The sequence below is a fragment of the Streptomyces pinistramenti genome (assembly GCF_020564935.1).
Classification (GTDB): domain Bacteria; phylum Actinomycetota; class Actinomycetes; order Streptomycetales; family Streptomycetaceae; genus Streptomyces; species Streptomyces pinistramenti.
Genome location: NZ_JAJCXB010000025.1, coordinates 33,508 through 60,041, shown reverse-complemented (window position 1 = coordinate 60,041; position 26,534 = coordinate 33,508). Strand labels below are relative to the sequence as shown.

Sequence of the window (26,534 nt, the reverse complement as noted above, 5' to 3'; positions counted from 1 at the left end):
TATATGGCGGGGCCGGATGGCCGGCGACGGATGAGGTGGGCAGCGATGAACGCGCCGTATGACGGTGACCGCGGCCGGGGCGCCAATGGCGAACCCGCGGGGCCGGTCCCACCGGCGCCGCAAGGACCCGGGGCCCCGGGTCCTTACGCGCAGGACCCCTACGCGCAGGACCCGTACGTCCAGGACGCGTATCGCCACGACCCGCACCGTGCGCACGATCCGGCGGTCCAGGACCCGGTCACCGAAGCGCTCTACGACCGTGCCTCGCACCCCCCGCCCCCGCCAGGACCGGCGCCCGAGCACCAGCTCTACCAGCAGCCGCCCGCGGGGCAGCACACGCCCGACCCGCAATTGTGGGCCGCGCCGCCGGCGCCCGAGCCGCAGGGACCGGGCCGCAATCTTCCGTACGGTGACGCCGCTGGGCCGACGCAGTTCGTAGGCGTCGACGATCTGGTCACCCAGGCCGCCGACGAACGTCCCGAGCCTGACGCCTTCGCGCACCTCTTCCGCGATCAGCAGCAGTCGTACGAGCCACAGCGCCGTCCCGTCGTGCCCGAGCCGGGGCCCGTAGAGGCCGGAGGAGCTCCGGGCCCGGAGTCCGTACCGGAGCAGCCGGCGCAGGAAGCCGGTCCGGTGGCGGCCGCCGGAAAGCCGTCCGGGGGCCGTGCCTCCAGCCTGCTCAAGTCCAGCGCGGTGATGGCGGCCGGCACGATGGTCTCCCGGCTGACCGGCTTCATCCGGTCGGCGCTGATCGTCGCCGCGCTCGGTGGCGCCGTACTCGGCGACTCCTGGCAGGTGGCCTACCAGCTCCCGACGATGATCTTCATTCTGACCATCGGCGGCGGACTGAACTCGGTGTTCGTCCCGCAGCTGGTGCGCGCGATGAAGGAGGACGACGACGGCGGCGAGGCATACGCCAACAGGCTGCTCACGCTGGTGATCGTGGTCCTCGGCATCCTCACGGTCGTGGCCGTCTTCGCGGCGCCACTCCTCGTGAAACTGGTGTCGTTCGACATCTCCCGCGACCCAGCGGCCAACGAAGTCGCCGTCGCCTTCACCCGCTACTGCATTCCCACGATCTTCTTCATGGGTCTGCACGTCGTGATGGGACAGATCCTCAACGCCCGCGGCCGGTTCGGCGCGATGATGTGGACCCCGGTCCTGAACAACATCGTCATGATCGCCACCTTCGGGCTGTTCATCTGGGTGTACGGCACCGCCGAGACCTCCGACATCGGCGTCACCACCATCCCCACGGACGGCATCCGGCTGCTGGGCATCGGCACGCTGCTCGGTCTCGTCGTCCAGGCGCTGGCGATGATCCCGTACCTGCGGGACGCCGACTTCAGGTTCCGGCTGCGCTTCGACTGGCGCGGCCACGGGCTGGGCAAGGCCGCCAAGCTCGCGAAGTGGACGGTGCTGTTCGTCCTCGCCAACCAGGCCGGCGTACTCGTCGTGACCCAGCTCTCCACCTGGGCCGGCAACACCGCCGACCGGCAGGGCCACCCCGGCACCGGCTTCATCTCCTACGCCAGCGCCCAGCTGATCTGGAACATGCCGCAGGCCATCATCACCGTCTCCGTGATGGCGGCGCTGCTGCCCCGCCTGTCCCGCTCGGCCCATGACGGAGACACCGGAGCCGTCCGGGACGACATCTCCCAGGGCCTTCGCACCTCCGCCGTCGCCATCGTCCCGATCTCCTTCGGCTTCCTCGCCCTCGGCATCCCGCTGTGCACCCTGGTCTACGGCTCGTCCGGCGCCGGGGTACCGATGGGCTACATGCTGATGGCCTTCGGCGTGGGCCTGATCCCGTTCTCGGTGCAGTACGTCGTACTGCGCGCCTTCTACGCGTACGAGGACACCCGGACGCCGTTCTACAACACGGTGATCGTCGCCGCCGTCAACGCGGTCGCCTCGGCAGCCTGCTTCCTGATCCTCCCCGCGCGCTGGGCAGTGATCGGCATGGCGGCCTCCTACGGCCTCGCCTACATGATCGGCGTCGGCGTGGCCTGGCGCCGTCTGGGCAAGCGGATGGGCGGCGACCTGGACAGCGCCCGCATCGTGCGGACGTACGCACGGCTGGCGGGTGCGAGCATTCCGGCCACCCTCGTCGCCGGTGCGGCGGTGTACGGCATCATGCAAGGACTCGGCAGCAACGTTCTCGGCTCGCTGGCCGCGCTGATCGTCGGCTGCGTCGCTCTTCTGGGGGTCTTCTACGTGGCCGCACGGAAAATGCGGATCGAAGAGCTCACCGCACTGGTCGGCATGGTCCGCGCCAAGCTGGGGCGCTGAGGACGCACAACCATCGACCGCCACCGCGTGTCGTGCATAGTGGCGGACTGTGGGCACAATTGTCTTGGCTCATTGAGCCTGCAACGGATGGGGAGGCAGGAACGACGGTGGCGGAACGGAGCACGGCTGCCGTCGACGTGGCCGACACAAGCGGTGAGGAACCGCTGACCGCCAAGGCGGGTAAGGCCACGGACGACGGTGCGAAGGCCGACAAGGTGTCCGACGCGGAGAAGGATGCCGCGGGCACCGATGACGCAACGGCAGCAGCGGCCGAAACAGAGCCGCCCGAGCTGCACAGCGGCCACAAGCTCGCCAGACGCTACCGCCTTGAGGAGTGCGTCACCCGTCTGGAGGGGTTCAGCAGCTGGCGCGCGGTCGACGAAAAGCTGCGCCGGGCCGTGGGCGTGCACATCCTGCCCGCCGACCACCCGCGGGCCCGCCCCGTACTCTCCGCAGCCCGCTCCGCCGCGCTCCTCGGAGATCCCCGCTTCGTGCAGGTCCTCGACGCGGTCGAGGAAAACGACCTCGTCTACGTGGTCCACGAGTGGCTGCCGGACGCGACCGAACTGTCCGCCGTACTCGCCGCCGGGCCACTGGAACCGCATGACGCCTACCAGCTCGTCAGCCAGGTCTCCCAAGCCATGGCCGCCGCGCACCGCGAGGGCCTGGCCCACCTGCGGATCAATCCCGGCTCGGTGCTGCGCACGGAGTCCGGGCAGTACCGCATCCGCGGCCTCGCCATCATGGCCGCGCTGCGCGGCATCACGTGCGACGAGCCGCAGCGCACCGACACCGAAGCCATCGGCGCGCTGCTCTACGCCGCGCTGACCCAGCGCTGGCCCTACGAGAACGACGCGTACGGCCTGTCCGGGCTGCCGAAGGGTGTCGGGCTGATCGCCCCCGACCAGGTACGGGCCGGCGTCCACCGCGGGCTGTCCGAGCTCGCCATGCGCGCAGTGGTCAATGACGGTGCCACCGCATCGCGCCAGGAACAGCCGTGCACCACCCCGGACGAGCTGGCCAAGGCGGTCGCCGCCCTGCCGCGCATCCGGCCCCCGGAGACCTCCTTCACCACCCCGCCGCCGTATCAGCGGACCCAGTACCAGCAGGGCAGCTACGGCCAGCCCGCGGCGCGCAACGGCCAGCCGAACCGGGCCACGCAGCCCGTCCCCAGCCCCCCGCCGCCGCTGCAGAGCCGTACCGGCAAGGTACTGAAGTGGGGTGTCTCCGCCCTGCTGATCGCCGCTCTGGGGCTCGGCAGCTGGCAGCTGGCGGATACCCTGCTGAAGGGCGAAAAGCAGGAGCCGCAGCCCCACTCCCAGCCGTCCCAGAAGAGCAAGGACAAGCTGACGGGCAAGCCCCTGAGCATCGTCACCGCGAAGGATTTCGACCCCTTCGGAGACCAAAGCGAGAACCCCGACGAGACCGGCAAGGCGTACGACTCCGACCCGAACTCGTACTGGCCCACGTCGTCGTACCGGAACTGGCCCAACTTCGGGCGCCTCAAGCCCGGCGTCGGGCTCATCCTCGACCTGGGCAAGAAGCAGCGCATCGGCAGCACCGACGTCACCTTCATCGGCGACACCTCCGTCCAGCTGCTGGCGGCGTCCAAGGACGCCACCGAGATGCCGACCAGCTTCGACGCCTTCACCAAGGTCGCGGAGGGCTCCGGCAGCAAGGTGAACCTCAAGCCTTCGAAGCCTCTGGAGACGCGGTACGTCCTGGTCTGGCTGACAAAGATCCCGCAGGACACCGGTGGCGACTACCGCGGAAAGGTCACGGACATCAAGGTCATCGGCTGACGTCCTTACCTGGCGCGCTGCGATCCGCCTCGGCCGACACAGGCACCATTTCGCGCCAGGTATCGCGTCAATACCACTCCGCCCCCGGATACGCGTCGACTTGCGGCAGAGAGCCGCCGACCGCTCTCATTTACATTCCCTGTGCCGCAGGATTCAATGGACCGAGATCACGCAGCTACGGCCGGGGGGCCAGTGTCCACCGAGAGCGATGAGGCTTCGCCACCAACCGACGCCGACCTCCTTGCCCTGCACGTGAAAGGCGACCCCGATGCCTTCGGGGAGATCGTCCGACGGCACCGCGACCGTCTCTGGGCAGTGGCGATCCGGACCCTGAGCGATCGTGAAGAAGCGGCCGACGCCGTCCAGGACGCCCTGGTCTCCGCGTACCGCGCGGCCCACACCTTCCGCGGCCAGTCCGCCGTGACGACCTGGCTGCACCGGATCACCGTGAATGCCTGCCTGGACCGCGCCCGCAAGGCCGCGTCCCGACGCACTTCTCCCATCGCCGAGACCGAGCACCTGGACCAGCTCCTGGAGCCGGAGGAATCGGCCGCTCTTCCGGTGGAGCGGCAGGATCTGCACCGCGAACTGCTCGGTGCTCTGCGCACGCTCCCCGAGGAGCAGCGGGCCGCTCTCGTCCTCGTCGACATGCAGGGATATCCCGTTGCCGAGGCGGCGGAAATCCTTGAGGTACCCACCGGCACGGTGAAAAGCCGCTGCGCACGAGGCCGCGCCCGGCTCCTCCCCTTGGTCCGTCATCTCCGCACCGATGACGGCGACGGGAGAACGAAGGACACGGCAAGGAACCAGGTGCCGAGGACATCCGTCCCACCGACACCAGGACCCGAAGACACAGGTGCCGTGAAGGGCGGAGGTGGGCGAACATGACGTCGACAACCGGCACGGATGAGCACCCGGAGGTCGCAGAGATCTCCGACCTCACGGACGGACTTCTTTCTCCGTCCCGCACCGCCGAGCTGCGCGAACATCTCGCCACATGCGCACTGTGTGAAGACGTCCACGCCTCGCTGGAGGAGATCCGGGGACTGCTCGGGGAGCTTCCCGGCCCCGTGCGGATGCCGGCGGACATCGCCGGCCGCATCGATGCGGCATTGGCGGCCGAGGCGCTGCTCGACGCCACCTCGCCCGCCGTGAAACCCAATGTTTCACGTGAAACGGCAGAGGGCTCGGACACTGTTTCACGTGAAACAGCCACCGGGACTTCCCTTGCCGGTGGCCCGAGCCGACCCGCAGGACACCCGCGAGGCTCCTCCGGCCCCGGGCGGCGCACGGCCGGTGGCCGCTCGCCCCGGGCTCGCCGTTGGCCCAGGATCCTGCTGGGCACTGCCGCGGCCGCGGCAGTGTTCGGCGTCGGCGGGCTCCTGATCCAGAACGCCACGGACAATGCCGGCCACGACGGCGGCCGGGACCGGCCCACGACGGCGGCCGAGGGCAGCACGGGCGGCCATCCCGGCCTGACGTCCGCGACTCTCGGGACGCAGGTCCGTGATCTGCTCGCGTCCAAGGGATCGCAGAAATCTCCCGAGGTCGGAACGCGCAGCGAGCCCGAGACCCCGATGCGCGGCAGCGCCAGTACTGTTCCTTCCTGCGTCAGCCGGGGCATCGGCCGTCCCGAGGCTCCGATCGCCTCTCGCCAGAGCCGGTACCAAGGCAAGGACGCCTACCTCGTCGTTCTTCCTGACCCTTCGGACCCCAAGCGCGTCACGGCGTACGTCGTCGACTCGTCCTGCGTCTCCGCCGCACCGCCGTCTCCCGGCAAGGTCCTGCTGATCCACTCGTACCCGCGAGACTGAACGGCGGCATGTGCGCTGCGGCACGGCGGGAATGCTCGACCCGTAGGATCCGTTGGGTGGGGTGAGAGTTCCCAGAGCCCCAGCAAGCAGTCGGCAGAGACAAGGAAGACACCCGTGAGCGACGTCCGCAACGTGATCATCATCGGCTCCGGGCCCGCGGGTTACACCGCTGCGCTCTACACGGCCCGCGCGTCCCTGAAGCCGCTGATCTTCGAAGGTGCCGTCACCGCCGGCGGTGCGCTGATGAACACCACCGACGTGGAGAACTTCCCCGGCTTCCGCGAAGGCATCATGGGCCCGGACCTGATGGACAACATGCGGGCACAGGCCGAGCGCTTTGGCGCCGAGCTGGTGCCCGACGACATCGTCTCGGTCGACCTCTCCGGGGAGATCAAGACCGTCACCGACACCGCAGGCACGGTGCACCGCGCGAAGACCGTCATCGTGACCACTGGCTCGCAGCACCGCAAGCTCGGCCTGCCCCGTGAGGACGAGCTGTCCGGTCGTGGTGTCTCCTGGTGCGCCACCTGTGACGGGTTCTTCTTCAAGGACCAGGACATCGCCGTGATCGGCGGTGGCGACACCGCGATGGAGGAGGCCACCTTCCTCTCGCGCTTCGCCAAGTCGGTCACGATCGTGCACCGTCGCGACACCCTCCGGGCAAGCAAGGCCATGCAGGAGCGTGCCTTCGCCGACCCGAAGATCAAGTTCGTGTGGGACAGCGAGGTGGCCGAGATCCACGGCGACAACAAGCTGTCCGGGCTGACGCTGCGCAACCTCAAGACCGACGAGACGTCCGAGCTGCCGGTGACCGGCCTGTTCATCGCGATCGGCCACGACCCGCGCACGGAGCTGTTCAAGGACCAGCTGAAGCTGGACGACGACGGCTACCTCAAGGTGGACGCGCCCAGCACCCGCACGAACCTCGAAGGCGTCTTCGGCGCCGGAGACGTCGTCGACCACACCTACCGTCAGGCCATCACCGCGGCCGGCACCGGCTGCTCCGCGGCGCTCGACGCCGAGCGCTTCCTCGCGGCGCTGGCGGACGGCCAGGCAGCCGAGCCCGAGAAGACCCCGGCCGTCTGATCCTTCAACTCCCCAGCTTTTTCACCACCCACCCAGTAAGGAGATTGCCATGGCCGGCGCCACGGTAACCGTGACGGACGACAACTTCGAAGAGGTCGTCCTCAAGAGCGACAAGCCCGTCCTCGTGGACTTCTGGGCCACCTGGTGCGGCCCGTGCCGCCAGGTCGCTCCGTCCTTGGAGGCCATTGCCGCCGAGCACGACGAGATCGTCATCGCCAAGCTGAACACCGACGAGAACCCGGGAACCACCGCCAAGTACGGCGTCATGTCGATCCCGACCATGAACGTCTACCAGGGCGGCGAGGTCGTGAAGACCATCGTCGGCGCCAAGCCGAAGGCCGCCATCGAGCGCGACCTGTCGGATTACCTCGCCTGAGGCACGCCGTAACGTTTCACGGGAAACGGGCCCGCCCCTCCAAGGGGTGGGCCCGTTCTCTGTTTCCGTTCGTTTCACAAAGGCCGCAGGGCGGGTTCCTTCTGGACGGCGCCCAGCAGGCGATCGAGAGCCAACTCCACGTCTTCCTTCCACGAGATGGTGGATCGCAGTTCCAGCCGCAGCCGCGGAAACCGCGGGTGCGGCCGGACGGTCTTGAAGCCCACCGCAAGGAGATGGTCAGCCGGCAATACACACGCCGGCTCGGACCACTGGGCGTCCCCGAACGCCTCGATGGCCTTGAAGCCACGCTGGATGAGGTCCTTGGCGACCGTCTGGACCATCACCCGCCCCAGTCCTTGCCCCTGGAATCCGGGCAGCAGCCGCGCGGTCAGCAGCTGGACAGCATCAGCGGACACCGGGCTGGTGGGGAATGCTGTGGAACGCGGCACGTAGGCAGGAGGGGCGTACAGCACGAACCCGGCAGGTACGTCGTCGACATAGACCACCCGCCCACAGGATCCCCACTCCAGCAGCACTGCCGAGATCCAGGCTTCCTTCTCCAGGTCGGGCCGGCCCGCCTTTACCGCGGCCTCGCCGCTGACGGGATCCAGCTCCCAGAACACACAGGAGCGGCAGCGCTTGGGGACGTCCGGAAGGTTGTCCAATGTGAGCGGTACGAGCCGACGGCCCATGAAGCCAGGTCCTCACTTCCCTCGCCTGCCGCACTGCAGAGTGCTGTCAGCGCCGCCCGCTCACCGAGCAGGCCGCCGACGAACCCTCCGGCGGCTGCCAGGCGAATCCCACGGCCGGCAGTCCGGTGCGGCTCACCGATCGCATGGCTCTCTCCTCGATGTGAGGCGTCTCCATCTGGATGTGCCATACCGGTCGCATCGTATCCACCCTTTATGGGCGCGGGTACTGCGAGAACGCAAAGGGCGGGCCGTGTCCCGGTGTGAATTCCGGAACACGGCCCGCCCTCCGAGCCTGCGGCGGTCAGCTCAGTCTTCGTCGTCGCTTTCCTCGGACAGTGACGTTCCCAGAACGGGCCCCTCGTCGGGAGCCAACGTGCCAAGAATCCGCTCCAGATCCTCTATCGAGGCGAACTCGACGACGATCTTTCCCTTCTTCTGCCCGAGGTCGACCTTCACGCGTGTCTCGAAGCGATCGGACAGCCGGGAAGCAAGGCCGGTGAGCGCGGGGGAGACCCGGGTGCCCGCGCGGGGGCCCTTGGCCTTGTTCGCGCCGGCCGGCTGCGAACCCATCAGCGTGACGATCTCCTCGACCGCCCGGACGGAGAGGCCCTCCGCCACGATGCGGCGGGCAAGAAGGTCCTGCTCCTCCGAATCGTCGACCGACAGGAGCGCACGGGCATGGCCCGCGGAGAGCACGCCTGCCGCGACCCGGCGTTGCACGGTCGGCGACAGCTTCAGAAGGCGCAGCGTGTTGGAGACCTGCGGTCGCGAACGCCCGATACGGTCCGCCAGTTCGTCATGCGTGCACTTGAAGTCCTTGAGCAACTGGTCGTAGGCGGCCGCCTCTTCCAGCGGGTTGAGCTGAGCCCGGTGCAGGTTCTCCAGCAGTGCGTCGAGCAGCAGCTTCTCGTCGTCCGTGGCCCGCACGATGGCCGGGATCTTCTTCAGGCCGGCCTCACGGCACGCACGCCAGCGGCGCTCGCCCATGATGAGCTCGTACCGCTCCGGTGCGGCCTGACGCACCACCACCGGCTGTAGCAGCCCCACCTCCTGGATGGAGGTGACCAGCTCGGCGAGCGCGTCCTCGTCGAAGACCTCGCGCGGCTGCCGGGGGTTCGGTGTGATCGAATCCAGCGGTAGTTCGGCGAAATGCGCGCCGGCGACTTCCCGTTCGGCAGCCGGCTCCACTTCCGCGGCGGGTGCCGCTGTTTCACGGGAAACAGCGGCGGCCGGAAGTGAGGCGACCTTTGCCGCTGCCACGCCCCGCTCGGGAGTCAGGACCGGTACGGCCGACGGCGATGTCGTCCCCCGCCCCACCGTGGGCCCTCCTTGCTCGGTGCTCTGCGGTGCCGCGGGGATCAGCGCACCGAGCCCACGGCCGAGCCCTCTACGTCGTTCGCTCATTGCGTCCCCTCCGGCGTGCTGTGCTGCGCTTCATAGTTCACACTCAGCCCCTGGCCCGCGGTCCGTCCCGCGCCGCGCAGGGCAATCTCTCTGGCCGCTTCAAGGTACGAGAGCGAGCCGCTGGATCCCGGGTCGTAGGTGAGCACCGTCTGCCCGTAGCTGGGCGCCTCTGAGATGCGCACCGAGCGGGGGATGCTCGTACGGAGCACCTCGTTGCCGAAGTGGCTGCGCACCTCGTCGGCGACCTGGGAAGCCAGACGCGTGCGGCCGTCGTACATGGTGAGCAGGATCGTCGAGACGTGGAGCTTGGGGTTGAGGTGGCCCCGCACCAGTTCGACGTTGCGCAGGAGTTGGCCCAGGCCCTCCAGCGCGTAGTACTCGCACTGAATCGGGATCAGCACCTCTGCGCCGGCGACCATAGCGTTCACAGTCAGCAGGCCGAGTGAGGGCGGACAGTCGATCAGGATGTAATCCAGCGGCTGTTCATACGCCTGAATCGCCCGGTCCAGGCGGCTTTCACGTGCGACCAGCGAGACCAGCTCGATCTCGGCGCCGGCCAGGTCGATGGTGGCGGGCGCACAGAAAAGGCCCTCGACGTCGGGCACCGGCTGCACCACGTCGGAGAGCGGCTTACTCTCCACCAGCACGTCATAGATGGACGGCACTTCGGCGTGGTGGTCGATTCCCAGCGCGGTGGAGGCATTGCCCTGGGGGTCGAGATCGATGACGAGGACACGGGCTCCGTGCAGCGCCAAGGAAGCGGCCAGGTTCACCGTGGTCGTGGTCTTGCCAACCCCGCCCTTCTGGTTGGCGACCACCATGACTCGTGTCTGCTCAGGCCGCGGCAGCGCCTCGCCTGCGCGGCCAAGTGCCTCCACCGCCAACTGAGCTGCACGACCGATCGGGGTGTCGTCCATCGGGGGCGGCGTTTCACGTGAAACGTCCTCCCCGAGCGACTCGCTTCGGGGACCGGGGACCGGATCGGTCATCGGTCCCGCGATGTTGGCGTCGGACCGCACGGATTCACTCTCCTCGACATCAGGCTCGCAATGTTCAGAGCCTGCCATGCTTTCGGTGCCACGAACCAGTGAGGTCCGTTCTCCTGTGGATGAATCCACCTCTGTGGATACTTCGGTGGCCCGTGTGGGTTTGTGGTGTCGTGGCGCGGCAGCCGCTCGACCACGCCCGATGATCCCTTGCAACAGAGAACGACGTTTCACGTGAAACACGATGCCAGCGTCGCGCCCGATTAAGCCGCGACACTCCGCCTTGTGCCCATTTGGTCGCCTTTGCGGCAAGCACCTGCACCCGCTCGCTGCTGGAGGCCCGCCCTCGTGCCCATCCCGAGCTGCGCGCCTCCCGCGTCAGCGGCGCCGCGCTCGCGACACCCGACTTGCCCGTGCCGCCTTCGCCCGCTTGGCAGCGAACCGCACACCGCCAGGACTCTCGCCCACCTCGACACGCACCACGGTCGAGAGCGGATCCACGATCCCCTCGCCGACGTGCACCACCGAAGTCTCCACCACGCCGAGCTTGCTCAGAGCGGCCCGCGCCCCCTTCAGCTCCTCCTCGGCGGCATCGCCCTTGAGCGCCAGCATCTGACCGTAGGGACGCAGGAGCGGCACGCCCCAGCCGGCAAGACGATCGAGCGGGGCAACCGCCCGTGCGGTCACCACATGGACCTGCGGCATCTTCCCCATCACTTCCTCAGCGCGCCCCCGTACAACGGTGACGTGATCGAGGCCGAGCAGTTCGACGACCTCCTGCAGGAAGTTCGTACGCCGCAGCAGCGGCTCCAGCAGCGTGATCTTCAGGTCCGGGCGCACCAAGGCCAGCGGGATACCGGGGAGACCGGCGCCGGAGCCCACGTCGCAGACCGAGACGCCCTCGGGAACCACCTCGGAGAGCACCGCGCAATTGAGCAGGTGCCGCTCCCACAGCCGTGGCACCTCACGTGGGCCGATCAGCCCCCGCGTCACACCGGCGTCGGCGAGCAGCTCGCCGTACCGCACGGCCTCCGCAAAGCGCTCACCGAATACCTCCTGCGCCTCTTTCGGCGCGGGAGGGAGCTCTGCTGCTGCCTCCGTCACGGGAACCGCCCTTCCTCTGGACTGCTGATGCTGCCGGGAACCGGGGATGTGTCCCCCGGGATAACACAGAAGGCTGACAAGTTTTGGCCCCGCCTGCGTGCAGACGGGGCCAAAGACATCTGGATGTGTGGAGCCGGGTCAGGCCGGGAGGACAACCACTCGGCGCTCCGGCTCCTCGCCCTCCGACTCGCTGCGCAAGCCCGCCGCCGCCACGGCGTCGTGGACGACCTTGCGCTCGAACGGCGTCATCGGGTCCAGCTTCACCGGCTGTCCCGTGCTCTTGGCCTCTTCCGCCGCCTTCGCGCCCAGCTCGGCCAGTTCCTCGCGCTTCCGCGCGCGGAAACCGGCGACGTCGAGCATCAGACGGCTGCGGTCGCCGGTCTCGCGGTGCACCGCGAGACGGGTCAGCTCCTGCAGCGCCTCCAGCACCTCACCGTCGCGGCCCACCAGCTTCTGCAGGTCGCGGCTGGTCGAGTCGCTGATGATCGACACTGCGGCACGGTCGGCCTCGACGTCCATGTCGATGTCGCCATCGAGGTCCGCGATGTCCAGCAGGCCCTCAAGGTAGTCGGCGGCGATCTCCCCTTCCTGCTCCAGACGGGTCAGGGTGTCGGCGCCCTTGGCGGCAGGGGTCGTGTCCGTCACGAAAGGACTCCTTCTTACTTCTTGGACGGGTGCTTGGGGCGCTGCTGGCCCTTGCGCTGTCCGGACTTGGTGGTGCGGGATCCGGAGGAGCCGCCCTTCTCCGCAGAGCCGCCCTTCCCCTTGCCGCTCTGGGTGGTCTTGCTGTCCTGCGGAGCCTTCTTCTCCAGCGACTGCTTCTTCGAAGCGTCCTGGTCGGCCGCGGACTGCGTGCCGGCACGGGTGCGCGCACCCGGCGTGCCTGCGGGACGGGCGCCGCCGACGGTGGTGGACGTCTGCCGCTTGGACTTCGGCTGGCGCTTGGGCTGCTGGCGGTTCTGCCGGGCTTCCTCGGCGGCCTGCTTCGCCTCGATCTCGGCCGGGTCCTCGACGATCTTGCCCTTGGCCCGCAGCCGCTCCTGGCGCTCGGTGAACGCCTTGCTGCCCGGAGTGGGGTTACGACGGATGACGAACATCTGCTGGCCCATGGTCCACACGTTGGTGGTCAGCCAGTAGACGAGGACACCGACGGGGAAGTTGATGCCGAAGACGGCGAACATGATGGGGAAGACGTACATCAGCATCTTCTGCTGCTGCATGAACGGCGTCTTCACCGTCAGGTCGACGTTCTTGGTCATCAGCTGGCGCTGCGTGTAGAACTGCGAGCCCGACATCAGCACGATCATGATGACCGTGACCACCCGGACGTCGACCAGCGAAGCACCCAGGGACTGGATCTTGTCGGCGCTGTCCATGAACTTCGCGGCCAGCGGGGCGCCGAAGATGTGAGCCTTCTGCGCGCTCTGCAGCAGCGACGGGTCGATGACGCCGACGGTCTTGTTCTGGGCGATGTGGCTGAGGACCTGGTACAGCGAGATGAAGAACGGCGACTGGGCCAGAATCGGGAGACAGCTCGAAAGCGGGTTGGTGCCCGTCTCCTTGTAGAGCTTCATCATCTCTTCGGACTGGCGCTGCTTGTCGCTCTTGTAGCGCTCCTGGATGGCCTTCATCTTCGGCTGGAGCGCCTGCATGTTCCGCGTCGACTTGATCTGCTTCACGAAGAGCGGGATCAGGCAGATGCGGATCAGCACCACCAGCGAGACGATGGACAGCCCCCACGCCGCGCCACTGTTCTCGTTAAAAATGAGGCTGTAGAACGAGTGGAACTGGACAATGATCCAGGAAACGGCGTAATAGAGAGGTTTGAGGATCGTGTCCACGAATCAGGCTCCTTGGGCGTTGGGCTGAGTCTCGGGCTGGGCGACGGGCTCAGGGACGTCGGTCCCACCCAGGCGGCTCCTCAGCCGCTGATGCCAAACCGGACGCTTCCGGGGAGGAACGTGGTCGACGCCACCGAGCGACCACGGGTTGCAACGCAGGATGCGCCAGGCGGTCAACGCAGTCCCTTTTACCGCGCCGTGCCGGTCGATGGCGGTGTAGCCATAGTGCGAGCACGACGGGTAGTACTTGCAGACCGGGCCCAGCAAGGGGCTGATGGTCCACTGATACAGCTTGATCAACAGCAGCAGCGGGTACTTCACTGTGCGCTCCCTCCCGGTTCCCGACCGGGGATCCGAGGGTTGCCCCCCGTGGGATTGCAGCTGCGCGGCACCCCACCCAGCAGCCGCTCCAAGGCGGCGTCCAGGTCCCGGGCCAACTGATCATGGCCCGACTCACCCGCACCGGGCAGCGCCCGTACGACAACCAGGCTACCGGCGGGCAGCCGGTACAGCCGGTCGCGCAGGAGATGACGCAGTCGGCGCTTGACCTTGTTGCGGACGACGGCGCCCCCAACGGCCTTGCTCACGACGAAACCCGCACGCGCGGGGGAAGCGTGTTCCCCCGCTGCGTGCGGGTCCGTTGCACCGCTACGAAAATGAACGACAAGGAGCGGGCGCCCGGCCCTGCGTCCCCGGCGTACCGCGGTCGCAAAGTCCTCGCGCCGCCTCAGCCGATGCTCGGTAGGCAGCACGTCATGGACCTAGGGTCTGGCTGCTCAGGCCGACAGGCTGGAGCGACCCTTGCCACGGCGGGAGGCCAGGATGGCGCGGCCGGCGCGGGTCCGCATGCGCAGACGGAAGCCGTGGGTCTTCGCGCGGCGACGGTTGTTCGGCTGGAAGGTGCGCTTGCTCACTCGGGGGCTCCAGGAATGCTTGTTGCCTCATGCGAGACAGATGTGGGGCGTCGACTGGCTGTCACCGTGCGCCCACGAGTAGCTCGCAACGCCCAAGTGCACCGCTTCATGACCACTGAGAGTGATCTTTGCCCATCGGAGGCAGGCGGCAGCAGCCATCGACAACTCGACCTGGTCACGGTACGCGCGGCTACGCCATCCGGTCAAACCGGTGGTACCGGGCCCCGTACCGGACTCTTGTCAGGACACACTATGCACAGCCTGTGGACAACGACTTGAAACCCCAGGCCCGGCCTGACTACCGTGGCCGAACCCCGATTCCTTCCCGCCCGTCCTGAGAATCACACATTCGTGGGACTGCTGAGAGAGCGTGCCCCGTGGCTGATGTACCTGCCGATCTTGCCGCAGTGTGGCCGCGCGTACTCGATCACCTCCTACGGGCGGACGGCGACGGTCTCAAGCCCAAGGACCAGGACTGGCTCAAGCGGACGCAGCCGCTGGCGCTGGTCGCCGACACCGCACTGCTCGCTGTCCCCAACGAATTCGCCAAGGGCGTGCTCGAAGGCCGGCTGGCGCCGCTGATCGGGGAGGCCCTCAGCCACGAGTGCGGCCGCCCGATCCGGATCGCGATCACGGTCGACGACTCCGCCGAGGAACCCTCGGCGCCGCAGGCACCCCCGCAGTACCAGCAGCCGCAGCAGCACCAGGGCCAGAACCAACAGCAGCAGTCGCATCCGCAGCAGCAGCACGATGCCTACGACGGCTACGACAACCGGCAGGGCTACGGCCGCCAGGGCGACGAGTTGCCGAACGTCCGGCCCGCGTACCCCGACTATCAGCAGCAGCACCAGCAGCCCCGCCACGAGCCCGGTTCCTGGCCGCAGCACTCCTCTTCCATGGGCGCCGGTCCGCGCGAGGAGTACGGCTGGCAGCAGCAGCGTCTCGGCGGCTTCCCCGAGCGCGACCCGTACGCCTCGCCGCCGCCCTCACACGTACAGCAGCAGCACCCCCAGCATCAGCAGCCGCAGAACGACTACCGCTCGCAGGGGCCCGAGCGCTCCGGCGGACCGCAGCACTCGGACGGCCGGGGGCAGTACGACCAACAGCCGCCGCGCCGTGACCTCTCCGAGCACCAGCCCTCGCACGGCCGGCACGCCGGGCCCGGTTCCCAGCTGCCCGCGCCCAGTGGTGCACCGAGTCCGCTCGCCGCGCAGCCGGCGCCCGCGACGGGCCCGGGAGAGCCGACCGCCCGGCTGAATCCGAAGTACCTCTTCGACACCTTCGTCATCGGTGCGTCGAACCGCTTCGCGCACGCCGCTGCGGTCGCCGTCGCCGAAGCTCCGGCCAAGGCGTACAACCCGCTGTTCATCTACGGCGAGTCCGGCCTCGGCAAGACCCACCTGCTGCACGCGATCGGGCACTACGCGCGGAGCCTGTACCCGGGCACCCGGGTGCGGTACGTGAGCTCGGAGGAGTTCACCAACGAGTTCATCAACTCCATCCGCGACGGCAAGGCGGACGCGTTCCGCAAGCGCTACCGCGACATGGACATCCTGCTCGTCGACGACATCCAGTTCCTGGCGAGCAAGGAGTCGACGCAGGAGGAGTTCTTCCACACCTTCAATACGCTGCACAACGCGAACAAGCAGATCGTGCTGTCCAGTGACCGGCCGCCCAAGCAGCTGGTCACCCTGGAGGACCGGCTGCGCAACCGCTTCGAGTGGGGTCTGATCACCGACGTCCAGCCGCCCGAGCTGGAGACCCGGATCGCGATCCTCCGCAAGAAGGCGGTCCAGGAGCAGCTGAACGCCCCGCCGGAGGTGCTGGAGTTCATCGCCTCGCGGATCTCGCGCAACATCCGCGAGCTGGAGGGCGCGCTGATCCGGGTCACCGCGTTCGCCTCGCTCAACCGCCAGCCGGTGGACCTGGGGCTGACCGAGATCGTGCTCAAGGACCTCATCCCTGGCGGCGAGGACGCGGCACCGGAGATCACGGCGACGGCGATCATGGCGGCGACCGCGGACTACTTCGGGCTGACCGTCGACGACCTCTGCGGATCCTCACGCAGCCGGGTCCTGGTGACGGCCCGCCAGATCGCCATGTACCTCTGCCGGGAGCTGACCGATCTCTCGCTGCCGAAGATCGGCGCGCAGTTCGGCGGCCGCGACCACACGACGGTGATGCACGCCGACCGCAAGATCCGGGCGCTGATGGCCGAGCGCCGTTCCATCTACAACCAGGTCACCGAGCTGACCAACCGCATCAAGAACGGCTGACGCGCCGGCCGGAGGCCGTGCGGGCCGCCGCTGCCGTGCTCCAGGGCGCTCCGGGACGGGTTCCCGGGGCGCCCTTCGCCGTACGGGATTCTGCGGGCGGCGGCGCCCTCCCGCGGAGCCTCCGAGGCGGCGGTGTGCGGTCCTCCGGACGCCGGATCCGGGCTTCCTGGCGCTGTCATCCGCCGTCCCGAACCTGTGGAAGGCGCCGGCTCTGTTCGATTCCGTGGCAGGTCACGGCCTCTCTCCACAGATTGGGCAAGAATCTTCCGTCCACACCCTGGGGACTGGAAAGTTATCCCTGTGGGATCCACAGGCCGGTGTCCTGACGGATCATCGGACGAGGTCAGAGGGCTGTGGATTTGTGGCCAACCGTAATCCACAGGCTGTGGACGAAGAATCCGTCCACAGGGGCAGGTTTCACTTGTCCACCGGCTGCCCACAGGTGAGCGGGGGTTGTCCCCAGCTTCTCCACACCCCTGTCCACTGTTCGGCAACGCAACACCCGCCCTCACCGTGCCGAGTGAAAGCGGTCACACCAAGGTGGTGGGTTGGGCTGTGGGGAACGTGGGTAAAGCTGGGGACGGCGCTGGGGAGAAGTGGCCCTCGCCTGTGTATCGGGTGTGCAGAACTTTGGGCGGTCCACAGAAAGCCCGGGTTATCCACGACCGCCGCCCACAGGGCCGGTGGACAAAAAATCGGTGTTGACCTGCGAAAAAGCAGTTGTCCACGGTTTCCACAGGCCCTACTACTACGACCACGGATATCTACCGGGGAACTTGCTCGGAAACGGGGCCTGTGCACAACTCGGGCCCGGAGCGCCGACCGCCCGCCGAGCCGACTTGACCCCGAGCAGCACCGACTGTCGGTGGCGTACGTCAGACTGGTCTCCGGCAACTCAGCCGACGACGAAAGCCAGCAGGGCGAGAGCCAGCAACAGCAGGAGGCGGTTTCCGGTGAAGATCCGGGTGGAGCGCGATGTACTCGCGGAGGCAGTGGCCTGGGCGGCCAAGAGCCTCCCGGCCCGTCCGCCGGTGCCCGTCCTCGCGGGCCTGCTGCTGAAGACGGAGGACGGCACCCTGTGCCTCTCCGGCTTCGATTACGAGGTCTCGGCACGCGTCTCGGTGGACGCCGAGGTCGATGAGGAGGGCACGGTCCTCGTCTCCGGCCGGCTGCTCGCCGACATCTGCCGCGCTCTCCCCAACCGCCCGGTGGAGATTTCCACCGACGGTGTACGCGTGACCGTCGTCTGCGGCTCCTCCCGCTTCACCCTCCACACCCTGCCTGTGGAGGAGTACCCGTCCCTGCCGACGATGCCCACCGCGACCGGCACCGTCCCCGGTGAGGTCTTCGCCGCTGCCGCCGCCCAGGTGGCCATCGCCGCCGGCCGTGACGACACCCTTCCGGTGCTCACCGGTGTGCGGATCGAGATCGAGGGCGACACCGTCACCCTGGCCTCCACCGACCGCTACCGCTTCGCGGTCCGCGAGTTCCTGTGGAAGCCGGAGAACCCGGATGCGTCGGCCGTCGCGCTGGTCCCGGCCAAGACGCTGCTGGACACCGCCAAGTCGCTGAGCAGCGGGGACACCGTGACCCTGGCGCTGTCGGGCTCCGGCTCCGGTGAGGGGCTGATCGGTTTCGAGGGGGCCGGGCGCCGTACGACCACCCGGCTGCTGGAAGGCGACCTCCCGAAGTACCGCACGCTCTTCCCGACCGAGTTCAACTCCGTGGCGGTGATCGAGACCGCGCCGTTCGTCGAGGCGGTCAAGCGTGTGGCGCTGGTGGCCGAGCGGAACACTCCTGTCCGGCTGAGCTTCGAGCAGGGTGTGCTCATCCTGGAGGCCGGCTCCAGCGACGATGCACAGGCTGTGGAACGCGTCGACGCGGACCTGGAGGGCGACGACATCTCGATCGCCTTCAACCCCGGCTTCCTCCTGGAGGGCCTGTCGGCCATCGACTCCCCGGTGGCCCAGCTGTCCTTCACGACCTCGACGAAGCCCGCGCTGCTCAGCGGCCGGCCCGCCAAGGACGCCGAGGCGGACGACGCGTACAAGTACCTGATCATGCCGGTGCGGCTCTCGGGCTGACGGCCCGGAGCCGGGCGCCCGTCCGGACGGCCACGTCAGGCGATCGGCCTGGCGAGGCACCGGGCGGGGGCGGCCCGGACCCCTTGGGGCGACCGGCTTATGAGCGCTTGAGCCCACAGGTGTGCACGCACCTTCGGGCGTAGGCTCGATGCAGGTACGAAAAGCAACGACTACGTGCAAAGAGGGTCTCTGATGGAGCTCGGTCTCGTCGGTCTCGGCAAGATGGGCGGCAACATGCGCGAGCGCATCCGCCGCGCCGGCCACACCGTCGTCGGATACGACCGCAACCCTGACCTGGCGGATGTCCCCAGCCTCGAAGAGCTTGTGGGCAAGCTCAAGGGTCCGCGGGTGGTCTGGGTCATGGTGCCGGCCGGTGCCGCCACCCAGGCGACGGTCGACGAACTGGCCGAGCTGCTTTCGCCCGGTGACATCGTCGTGGACGGCGGCAACTCCCGCTGGACCGACGACGAGAAGCACGCCGAGGAGCTGAAGGCCAAGGGCATCGGCTTCGTCGACTGTGGCGTCTCCGGCGGTGTCTGGGGCCTGGAGAACGGCTATGCGCTGATGTACGGCGGCTCCGCTGAGGACGTCGCCAAGGTGCAGCCGATCTTCGACGCGCTCAAGCCCGAGGGCGACTTCGGCTCGGTGCACGCCGGCAAGGTCGGTGCGGGCCACTTCGCGAAGATGGTCCACAACGGCATCGAGTACGCCATGATGCAGGCGTACGCCGAGGGCTGGGAGCTGCTGGAGAAGGTCGACTCCGTCACCGACGTGCGGGAGATCTTCCGCTCCTGGCAGGAGGGCACGGTCATCCGTTCCTGGCTGCTCGACCTCGCGGTCAACGCCCTGGACGACGACGAGCACCTCGACAAGCTGCGGGGGTACGCCGCCGACTCCGGCGAGGGCCGCTGGACGGTCGAGGCCGCGATCGACAACGCCGTGCCGCTGCCCGCGATCACCGCATCGTTGTTCGCACGGTTCGCGTCCCGTCAGGACGACTCCCCGCAGATGAAGATGATCGCCGCGCTGCGCAACCAGTTCGGTGGTCACGCGGTGGAGAACAAGAAGTAACCAGCAGGTCCGCAGCCGCGGGAGGTCGGCGCAGCTCCATGCACGTATCGCATCTGTCGCTCGCCGACTTCCGCTCGTACGCCCGGGTCGAGGTCCCGCTCGAACCGGGCGTCACGGCGTTCGTGGGCCCCAACGGCCAGGGCAAGACCAACCTCGTCGAGGCGGTCGGCTATCTGGCCACGCTCGGCAGCCACCGGGTCTCGTCCGATGCACCGCTGGTGCGGATGGGCGCCGAGCGCGCGATCATCCGGGCCGCCGTCGTCCAGGGCGAGCGGCAGCAGCTGGTCGAGCTGGAACTGAATCCGGGCAAGGCGAACCGCGCCAGGATCAACAGGTCCTCGCAGGTCAGGCCGCGGGACGTGCTGGGGATCGTCCGGACGGTGCTGTTCGCGCCGGAGGACCTGGCGCTGGTCAAGGGCGACCCGGGCGAGCGCCGCCGGTTCCTGGACGAGCTGATCACCGCCCGCTCGCCGCGGATGGCCGGGGTGCGTTCGGACTACGACCGGGTGCTCAAGCAGCGCAACACCCTGTTGAAGACCGCGGCGCTGGCGCGGCGGCACGGCGGGCGTCAGATGGACTTGTCGACGCTGGACGTGTGGGACCAGCATCTGGCCCGCGCGGGCGCCGAGTTGCTGGCGCAGCGGCTCGATCTGATCGCCACGCTGCAGCCGCTGGTGGACAAGGCGTACGAGCAACTGGCGCCGGGCGGCGGCCCGGTGGGGCTTGAGTACCGCGGCTCGGCGGGCGAGGCGATGGCCGAGGCTTCGACCCGTCAGGAGCTGTACGGCGTGCTGCTGGAGGCGCTGGGCGGGGCGCGCAAGAACGAGATCGAGCGTGGGGTGACGCTGGTCGGGCCGCATCGGGACGACCTGCTGCTGAAGCTCGGTCAGCTGCCGGCGAAGGGGTACGCGAGCCACGGCGAGTCCTGGTCGTACGCGCTGGCGCTGCGGCTGGCCTCCTACGACCTGCTGCGGTCGGAGGGGGAGCACTCCGCGGGGCTCGCCCAGGAGGGCGGCGAACGGCGGGTGGGCGAGCCGGTCCTCGTCCTCGACGACGTCTTCGCGGAGCTGGACGCGCGGCGCCGGGAGCGGCTGGCGGAGCTGGTGGCGCCGGGCGAGCAGGTGCTGGTGACGGCTGCGGTGGCCGAGGACGTGCCGGGGGTGCTGGCCGGTGCGCGCTTCGCGGTGTCCGACGGCACCGCGGAAAAGCTGGCGCCGTGACGGGCCAACAGCCGGAGCCGCCCAAACCGCCGGAGCTGTCCGGCGTCGATCTGGCGCGGCAGGCGCTGGTGGCGGCGAAGGAGCAGGCGCGGGCGCGCGGCGCGGCCGTGCAGCAGAAGAAGCAGGCCAGGCGCGGCGGGCTGCGGTCGGGCGCGCGGGCGGACGGCCGGGATCCGCTGCCGCTGGGCGCCGCGATCAACCGGTTGATCACGGAGCGCGGCTGGGAGACGCCGGCGGCGGTCGGCGGCGTGATGGGGCGGTGGCCGCAGCTGGTGGGGCCCGAGGTGGCGCAGCACTGCGAGCCGCAGAAGTACGACGAGGACGCCCGGGTGCTGACGGTGCAGTGCGACTCCACGGCATGGGCGACGCAGCTGCGGCTGCTGGCGCCGCAGCTGGTGGCGCGGCTCAACCAGGACCTGGGGCAGGGCACCGTCAAGCTGATCAAGGTGCTGGGGCCCGGCGGCCCCGCGCGGCGGTACGGACCGCTGCGGGCGCCGGGCAGCAAGGGCCCGGGGGACACGTACGGCTGAGCCGTGCACAAGCCCTGGTGACGGGCGTCCGGGAGCGGTTCCGGTGAGACCCCGCTCACGGTTGCGGCCGGTTGACAGCCCGAAGCGCTGAGTGCCCGCGTGAGCGTCCTGGGGCCCCTTCTCGGATATGGGGATTCGGCGGACGTGAGTTCAGGGCGGCACATGACGACTCAGGTGCCTGCAAACCCCCATGAGTGTCGGCGCTACCGGTAGACTGATGGCAATCCCGCCCACTTGCGGAACATGTCGAACGACGCAGCCGCTCCCGCCTGTCTTGTCAGGGGTTTTCCCCACAGGCGCGGAAGGGCTCGTGCTGTGCCAGAAAGGGCGCTTCGTGGCCGACTCCGGCGACCTCAACGAGAACAACACGGCTTCTACCGAAGAGGGGGTTCCGGCCGGCGCCATGGGCGACTCCTCGGTGGAGACGTCGTACGACGCCAGCGCGATCACCGTCCTTGAGGGCCTGGACGCGGTACGCAAGCGCCCCGGCATGTACATCGGCTCGACGGGTGAGCGGGGTCTGCACCACCTCGTCCAGGAGGTCGTCGACAACTCCGTCGACGAGGCGCTGGCCGGTCACGCGGACACCATCGACGTGACGATCCTGCCCGACGGCGGGGTGCGCGTGGTCGACAACGGCCGCGGTATCCCGGTCGGCATCGTGCCGTCGGAGAACAAGCCGGCCGTCGAGGTCGTGATGACGGTGCTGCACGCCGGCGGTAAGTTCGGCGGCGGCGGCTATGCGGTCTCCGGTGGTCTGCACGGCGTGGGTGTCTCCGTCGTGAACGCGCTGTCGCAGCGGGTGGCGGTCGAGGTCCGCACGGACGGCTACCGATGGACGCAGGAGTACAAGCTCGGTGTGCCGACCGCGCCGCTCGCCAAGCAGGAGGCGACGGACGAGTCCGGCACCTCGGTGACGTTCTGGGCCGACGGCGACATCTTCGAGACCACCGTCTACAGCTTCGAGACGCTGTCCCGGCGCTTCCAGGAGATGGCGTTCCTCAACAAGGGCCTGACGATCTCGCTGCGCGACGAGCGGCCCGATCACGTGGACGAGGAGGGCAAGCCGCTCTCCGTGCGCTACCACTACGAGGGCGGCATCGTCGACTTCGTGACGTACCTGAACTCGCGCAAGGGCGAGCTGGTGCATCCGACGGTCATCGACGTGGAGGCCGAGGACAAGGAGCGGATGCTCTCGGTCGAGATCGCGATGCAGTGGAACACCCAGTACACCGAGGGCGTCTACAGCTTCGCGAACATCATCCACACCCATGAGGGCGGCACCCACGAAGAGGGCTTCCGCGCGGCGCTGACGGGCCTGATCAACCGGTACGCGCGGGACAAGAAGCTGCTGCGCGAGAAGGACGACAACCTCACGGGTGAGGACATCCGCGAGGGCCTGACGGCGATCATCTCGGTCAAGCTCGCCGAGCCGCAGTTCGAGGGCCAGACCAAGACCAAGCTGGGCAACACCGAGGTGAAGACCTTCGTCCAGAAGGTGGTCTACGAGCACCTCACCGACTGGCTCGACCGCAACCCCAACGAGGCTGCGGACATCATCCGCAAGGGCATCCAGGCGGCCACCGCCCGGGTCGCCGCCCGTAAGGCGCGCGATCTGACCCGCCGCAAGGGGCTGCTGGAGACGGCGTCGCTGCCGGGCAAGCTCAGCGACTGCCAGTCCAACGACCCGACGAAGTGCGAGATCTTCATCGTCGAGGGCGACTCGGCCGGCGGCTCGGCGAAGTCCGGCCGTAACCCCGAGTACCAGGCGATCCTTCCGATCCGGGGCAAGATCCTCAACGTCGAGAAGGCGCGGGTCGACAAGATCCTGCAGAACAACGAGGTCCAGGCGCTGATCTCGGCGTTCGGCACCGGAGTCCACGAGGACTTCGACATCGAGAAGCTCCGATACCACAAGATCATCTTGATGGCGGACGCCGACGTCGACGGCCAGCACATCAACACCCTGCTGCTCACCTTCCTCTTCCGCTTCATGCGGCCGCTGGTCGAGGCCGGACACGTCTACCTCTCCCGTCCGCCGCTCTACAAGATCAAGTGGGGCCGGGACGACTTCGAGTACGCCTACTCCGACCCGGAGCGCGACGCGCTGATCCAGATGGGCAAGCAGGCCGGCAAGCGGATCAAGGACGACTCGGTCCAGCGGTTCAAGGGTCTCGGCGAGATGAACGCCGAGGAGCTGCGGGTGACGACCATGGACATCGACCACCGGGTGCTCGGCCAGGTCTCGCTGGACGACGCGGCCCGCGCGGACGACCTGTTCTCGGTGCTGATGGGTGAGGACGTCGAAGCGCGCCGCTCGTTCATCCAGCGCAACGCCAAGGACGTCCGTTTCCTCGACATCTGAGCCCTGTCGGCCCGTACAACAGCCGCAGCTCGAAAGGATTTTGAACCAGCATGGCCGACGAGAACCCCCCGATCATCCCGGACGGCGTGACCGCCGAGGGCGCCCCTGCCGCCATTGAAGGCGTGGGCATGCGCGTCGAGCCCGTCGGGCTCGAAACGGAGATGCAGCGCTCCTACCTCGACTACGCGATGTCCGTCATCGTCTCGCGTGCGCTGCCCGATGTGCGCGACGGCCTCAAGCCGGTGCACCGCCGCGTGCTGTACGCGATGTACGACGGCGGCTACCGGCCCGAGAAGGGCTTCTACAAGTGCGCCCGCGTCGTCGGTGACGTCATGGGTACGTACCACCCGCACGGCGACTCCTCGATCTACGACGCCCTGGTGCGCCTGGCGCAGCCGTGGTCGATGCGGATGCCGCTGGTCGACTCCAACGGCAACTTCGGTTCCCCGGGCAACGACCCGGCCGCGGCCATGCGGTACACCGAGTGCAAGATGAAGCAGCTCTCCATGGAGATGCTGCGGGACATCGACGAGGAAACCGTCGATTTCCAGGACAACTACGACGGCCGTAACCAGGAGCCGACGGTCCTGCCGGCGCGGTTCCCGAACCTCCTGATCAACGGCTCGGCCGGCATCGCGGTCGGCATGGCGACGAACATCCCGCCGCACAACCTCCGCGAGGTCGCCGCCGGTGCCCAGTGGGCGCTGGAGAACCCCGAGGCGTCCAACGAGGAGCTGCTGGAAGCGCTGATCGAGCGCATCAAGGGCCCCGACTTCCCGACCGGCGCGCTGGTGGTCGGCCGCAAGGGCATCGAGGAGGCGTACCGCACCGGCCGTGGCTCGATCACGATGCGTGCGGTGGTGGCGGTCGAGGAGATCCAGAACCGCCAGTGCCTGGTGGTCACGGAGCTGCCGTACCAGGTCAACCCGGACAACCTCGCGCAGAAGATCGCCGACCTGGTGAAGGACGGCAAGATCGGCGGCATCGCGGACGTCCGCGACGAGACGTCCTCGCGCACCGGCCAGCGGCTGGTCATCGTCCTCAAGCGGGACGCGGTCGCCAAGGTCGTCCTCAACAACCTCTACAAGCACACCGACCTCCAGACGAACTTCGGCGCCAACATGCTCGCGCTGGTGGACGGGGTGCCGCGCACCCTCTCCCTGGACGCGTTCATCCGCAACTGGGTCAACCACCAGGTCGAGGTCATCGTCCGCCGGACGAAGTTCCGGCTGCGCAAGGCCGAGGAGCGGGCGCACATCCTGCGCGGTCTGCTCAAGGCGCTGGACGCGATCGACGAGGTCATCGCGCTGATCCGGCGCAGCGACACGGTCGACGTGGCGCGCGAGGGTCTGATGGGCCTGCTGTCCATCGACGAGATCCAGGCGAACGCGATCCTGGAGATGCAGCTGCGCCGACTGGCCGCTCTGGAGCGCCAGAAGATCACCGCGGAGCACGACGAACTCCAGCAGAAGATCAACGAGTACAAGTCGATCCTCGCGTCGCCGGAGAAGCAGCGGCAGATCATCAGCGACGAACTGGCCGCGATCGTCGACAAGTTCGGCGATGACCGGCGCAGCAAGCTGGTGCCCTTCGAGGGCGACATGTCCATCGAGGACCTGATCGCCGAGGAGGACATCGTCGTCACGATCTCCCGCGGCGGCTACGTGAAGCGGACGAAGACCGACGACTACCGCTCGCAGAAGCGCGGCGGCAAGGGCGTACGCGGTACGAAGCTCAAGGAAGACGACATCGTCGACCACTTCTTCGTCTCGACCACCCACCACTGGCTGCTGTTCTTCACGAACAAGGGCCGGGTCTACCGCGCCAAGGCGTACGAGCTGCCGGACGCCGGACGGGACGCGCGCGGCCAGCACGTGGCCAACCTGCTGGCCTTCCAGCCGGACGAGCAGATCGCCCGGATCCTGGCGATCCGGGACTACGACGCCGCCCCGTACCTGGTGCTCGCCACCAAGGCGGGCCTGGTGAAGAAGACCCCGCTCAAGGACTACGACTCGCCGCGGTCCGGCGGCGTGATCGCGATCAACCTGCGCGAGCAGGAGGACGGCACGGACGACGAACTGATCGGCGCCGAGCTGGTGTCGGGCGCCGATGACCTGCTGCTGATCAGCAAGAAGGCGCAGTCGATCCGCTTCACGGCCACGGACGAAGCCCTGCGCCCGATGGGCCGTGCGACCTCCGGTGTGAAGGGCATGAGCTTCCGCACGGATGACGAACTGCTCTCGATGAATGTGGTGCGTGCGGATACCTTCGTCTTCACCGCGACCGATGGCGGGTACGCCAAGCGCACACCGGTGGACGAGTACCGCGTCCAGGGCCGCGGCGGTCTGGGCATCAAGGCGGCCAAGATCGTGGAGGACCGTGGTTCGCTGGTCGGGGCGCTGGTCGTCGAGGAGAGCGACGAGATCCTGGCGATCACGCTCGGCGGTGGCGTGATTCGTACGCGGGTCAGCGAGGTCAGGGAGACCGGCCGTGACACCATGGGCGTCCAACTGATCAACCTGGGCAAGCGTGATGCCGTCGTCGGCATCGCACGGAACGCCGAGGCCGGACGCGAGGCCGAAGAGGTCGATGGGGTCGAGGGGCCCGATGAGACCACTGAGGCCGAGGGGACCGAGCCGGCGGCGGCCGAGGGCGGGCAGCCCGCGGCGGAATAGCA

21 protein-coding genes and 1 pseudogene are annotated in these 26,534 nt (G+C 68.4%); 13 read left to right on the top strand and 9 right to left on the bottom strand.

Going from position 1 to position 26,534, the window contains the following annotated elements; all coding sequences use genetic code 11:
- Positions 1–45: 45 nt before the first annotated feature.
- From murJ to trxA, 6 genes are all read left to right on the top strand, one after another.
- Positions 46–2,292, top strand: coding sequence for a murein biosynthesis integral membrane protein MurJ (gene murJ / locus LIU39_RS18885; protein ID WP_227047932.1), 2,247 nt, complete (start codon positions 46–48; stop codon positions 2,290–2,292).
- Positions 2,293–2,399: 107 nt separating this feature from the next.
- Complete coding sequence (locus LIU39_RS18880; RefSeq protein WP_227047931.1) at positions 2,400–4,094, top strand: protein kinase family protein; 1,695 nt, start codon at positions 2,400–2,402, stop codon at positions 4,092–4,094.
- Positions 4,095–4,286: 192 nt separating this feature from the next.
- Complete coding sequence (gene sigM / locus LIU39_RS18875; RefSeq protein ID WP_227047930.1) at positions 4,287–4,982, top strand: RNA polymerase sigma factor SigM; 696 nt, start codon at positions 4,287–4,289, stop codon at positions 4,980–4,982.
- Positions 4,979–5,908, top strand: coding sequence for an anti-sigma factor family protein (locus LIU39_RS18870; protein WP_227047929.1), 930 nt, complete (start codon positions 4,979–4,981; stop codon positions 5,906–5,908). The genes sigM and LIU39_RS18870 overlap by 4 nt, the downstream gene beginning before the upstream one ends.
- Positions 5,909–6,022: 114 nt before the next feature.
- Positions 6,023–6,994 carry a thioredoxin-disulfide reductase gene (trxB, locus tag LIU39_RS18865; protein ID WP_227047928.1) on the top strand — a complete coding sequence of 324 codons (972 nt, stop codon included), beginning with the start codon at positions 6,023–6,025 and terminating at the stop codon, positions 6,992–6,994.
- A 49-nt stretch (positions 6,995–7,043) separates the two neighbouring features.
- Positions 7,044–7,370, top strand: a complete 327-nt coding sequence (gene trxA, locus LIU39_RS18860) for a thioredoxin (RefSeq protein ID WP_227047927.1) — start codon at positions 7,044–7,046, stop codon at positions 7,368–7,370.
- A gap of 74 nt (positions 7,371–7,444) precedes the next feature.
- On the opposite strand, the gene LIU39_RS18855 is transcribed toward trxA, so the two are convergent.
- From LIU39_RS18855 to rpmH, 9 genes and pseudogenes are all read right to left on the bottom strand, one after another.
- Positions 7,445–8,062: a GNAT family N-acetyltransferase gene (locus LIU39_RS18855; protein WP_227047926.1), complete on the bottom strand. Its 618-nt coding sequence runs from the start codon at positions 8,060–8,062 to the stop codon at positions 7,445–7,447.
- Positions 8,063–8,368: 306 nt separating this feature from the next.
- Positions 8,369–9,466 (bottom strand): ParB/RepB/Spo0J family partition protein, encoded by a 1,098-nt coding sequence (locus tag LIU39_RS18850; protein ID WP_227047925.1) that lies wholly within the window; start codon positions 9,464–9,466, stop codon positions 8,369–8,371.
- Positions 9,463–10,533: an AAA family ATPase gene (locus LIU39_RS18845; protein ID WP_308409398.1), complete on the bottom strand. Its 1,071-nt coding sequence runs from the start codon at positions 10,531–10,533 to the stop codon at positions 9,463–9,465. Before LIU39_RS18845 ends, LIU39_RS18850 begins: the two co-directional genes overlap by 4 nt.
- A 297-nt stretch (positions 10,534–10,830) precedes the next feature.
- Positions 10,831–11,556: a 16S rRNA (guanine(527)-N(7))-methyltransferase RsmG gene (gene rsmG / locus LIU39_RS18840; RefSeq protein ID WP_227047924.1), complete on the bottom strand. Its 726-nt coding sequence runs from the start codon at positions 11,554–11,556 to the stop codon at positions 10,831–10,833.
- Between the two features lie 138 nt (positions 11,557–11,694).
- Positions 11,695–12,201 (bottom strand): Jag family protein, encoded by a 507-nt coding sequence (locus LIU39_RS18835; protein ID WP_227047923.1) that lies wholly within the window; start codon positions 12,199–12,201, stop codon positions 11,695–11,697.
- A gap of 14 nt (positions 12,202–12,215) precedes the next feature.
- Positions 12,216–13,397, bottom strand: a complete 1,182-nt coding sequence (gene yidC, locus LIU39_RS18830) for a membrane protein insertase YidC (protein WP_227047922.1) — start codon at positions 13,395–13,397, stop codon at positions 12,216–12,218.
- Positions 13,398–13,400: 3 nt separating this feature from the next.
- Positions 13,401–13,718, bottom strand: coding sequence for a membrane protein insertion efficiency factor YidD (gene yidD / locus LIU39_RS18825; protein WP_227047921.1), 318 nt, complete (start codon positions 13,716–13,718; stop codon positions 13,401–13,403).
- A gap of 62 nt (positions 13,719–13,780) precedes the next feature.
- Positions 13,781–14,149 (bottom strand): annotated as a pseudogene (rnpA, locus tag LIU39_RS18820) (ribonuclease P protein component); the annotation flags it as partial.
- A 24-nt stretch (positions 14,150–14,173) separates the two neighbouring features.
- On the bottom strand, positions 14,174–14,311 hold the full coding sequence (gene rpmH / locus LIU39_RS18815) for a 50S ribosomal protein L34 (protein ID WP_143940007.1): 138 nt from the start codon (positions 14,309–14,311) through the stop codon (positions 14,174–14,176).
- Between the two features lie 377 nt (positions 14,312–14,688).
- Here rpmH and dnaA point away from each other — a divergent pair, with 377 nt between their 5' ends.
- The 7 genes from dnaA (at position 14,689) to gyrA (ending at position 26,532) form a co-directional block, all read left to right on the top strand.
- Positions 14,689–16,587, top strand: a complete 1,899-nt coding sequence (gene dnaA / locus LIU39_RS18810; protein ID WP_227047920.1) for a chromosomal replication initiator protein DnaA — start codon at positions 14,689–14,691, stop codon at positions 16,585–16,587.
- Positions 16,588–17,540: 953 nt separating this feature from the next.
- Positions 17,541–18,671 (top strand): DNA polymerase III subunit beta, encoded by a 1,131-nt coding sequence (dnaN, locus tag LIU39_RS18805; protein ID WP_227047919.1) that lies wholly within the window; start codon positions 17,541–17,543, stop codon positions 18,669–18,671.
- A gap of 192 nt (positions 18,672–18,863) precedes the next feature.
- Positions 18,864–19,742 carry a phosphogluconate dehydrogenase (NAD(+)-dependent, decarboxylating) gene (gene gnd, locus LIU39_RS18800; protein WP_227047918.1) on the top strand — a complete coding sequence of 293 codons (879 nt, stop codon included), beginning with the start codon at positions 18,864–18,866 and terminating at the stop codon, positions 19,740–19,742.
- 38 nt (positions 19,743–19,780) lie between these two features.
- Complete coding sequence (gene recF / locus LIU39_RS18795; protein WP_227047917.1) at positions 19,781–20,962, top strand: DNA replication/repair protein RecF; 1,182 nt, start codon at positions 19,781–19,783, stop codon at positions 20,960–20,962.
- Complete coding sequence (locus LIU39_RS18790) at positions 20,959–21,492, top strand: DciA family protein (protein ID WP_227047916.1); 534 nt, start codon at positions 20,959–20,961, stop codon at positions 21,490–21,492. Before recF ends, LIU39_RS18790 begins: the two co-directional genes overlap by 4 nt.
- A 310-nt stretch (positions 21,493–21,802) precedes the next feature.
- A complete protein-coding gene (gene gyrB, locus LIU39_RS18785) occupies positions 21,803–23,857 on the top strand; it encodes a DNA topoisomerase (ATP-hydrolyzing) subunit B (RefSeq protein ID WP_308409397.1) in 2,055 nt (684 codons plus the stop codon).
- A 50-nt stretch (positions 23,858–23,907) separates the two neighbouring features.
- A complete protein-coding gene (gene gyrA, locus LIU39_RS18780; RefSeq protein ID WP_227047915.1) occupies positions 23,908–26,532 on the top strand; it encodes a DNA gyrase subunit A in 2,625 nt (874 codons plus the stop codon).
- The last annotated feature ends 2 nt before the right edge of the window (positions 26,533–26,534 follow it).

Coding starts and splice junctions, on each gene's coding strand:
- recF (WP_227047917.1), top strand. CDS start 19,781: ATGCACGTATCGCATCTGTCGCTCGCCGACTTCCGCTCGTACGCCCGG.
- LIU39_RS18850 (WP_227047925.1), bottom strand. CDS start 9,466: ATGAGCGAACGACGTAGAGGGCTCGGCCGTGGGCTCGGTGCGCTGATC.
- LIU39_RS18845 (WP_308409398.1), bottom strand. CDS start 10,533: ATGGCAGGCTCTGAACATTGCGAGCCTGATGTCGAGGAGAGTGAATCC.
- LIU39_RS18855 (WP_227047926.1), bottom strand. CDS start 8,062: ATGGGCCGTCGGCTCGTACCGCTCACATTGGACAACCTTCCGGACGTC.
- trxA (WP_227047927.1), top strand. CDS start 7,044: ATGGCCGGCGCCACGGTAACCGTGACGGACGACAACTTCGAAGAGGTC.
- murJ (WP_227047932.1), top strand. CDS start 46: ATGAACGCGCCGTATGACGGTGACCGCGGCCGGGGCGCCAATGGCGAA.
- LIU39_RS18870 (WP_227047929.1), top strand. CDS start 4,979: ATGACGTCGACAACCGGCACGGATGAGCACCCGGAGGTCGCAGAGATC.
- gyrA (WP_227047915.1), top strand. CDS start 23,908: ATGGCCGACGAGAACCCCCCGATCATCCCGGACGGCGTGACCGCCGAG.
- gnd (WP_227047918.1), top strand. CDS start 18,864: ATGGAGCTCGGTCTCGTCGGTCTCGGCAAGATGGGCGGCAACATGCGC.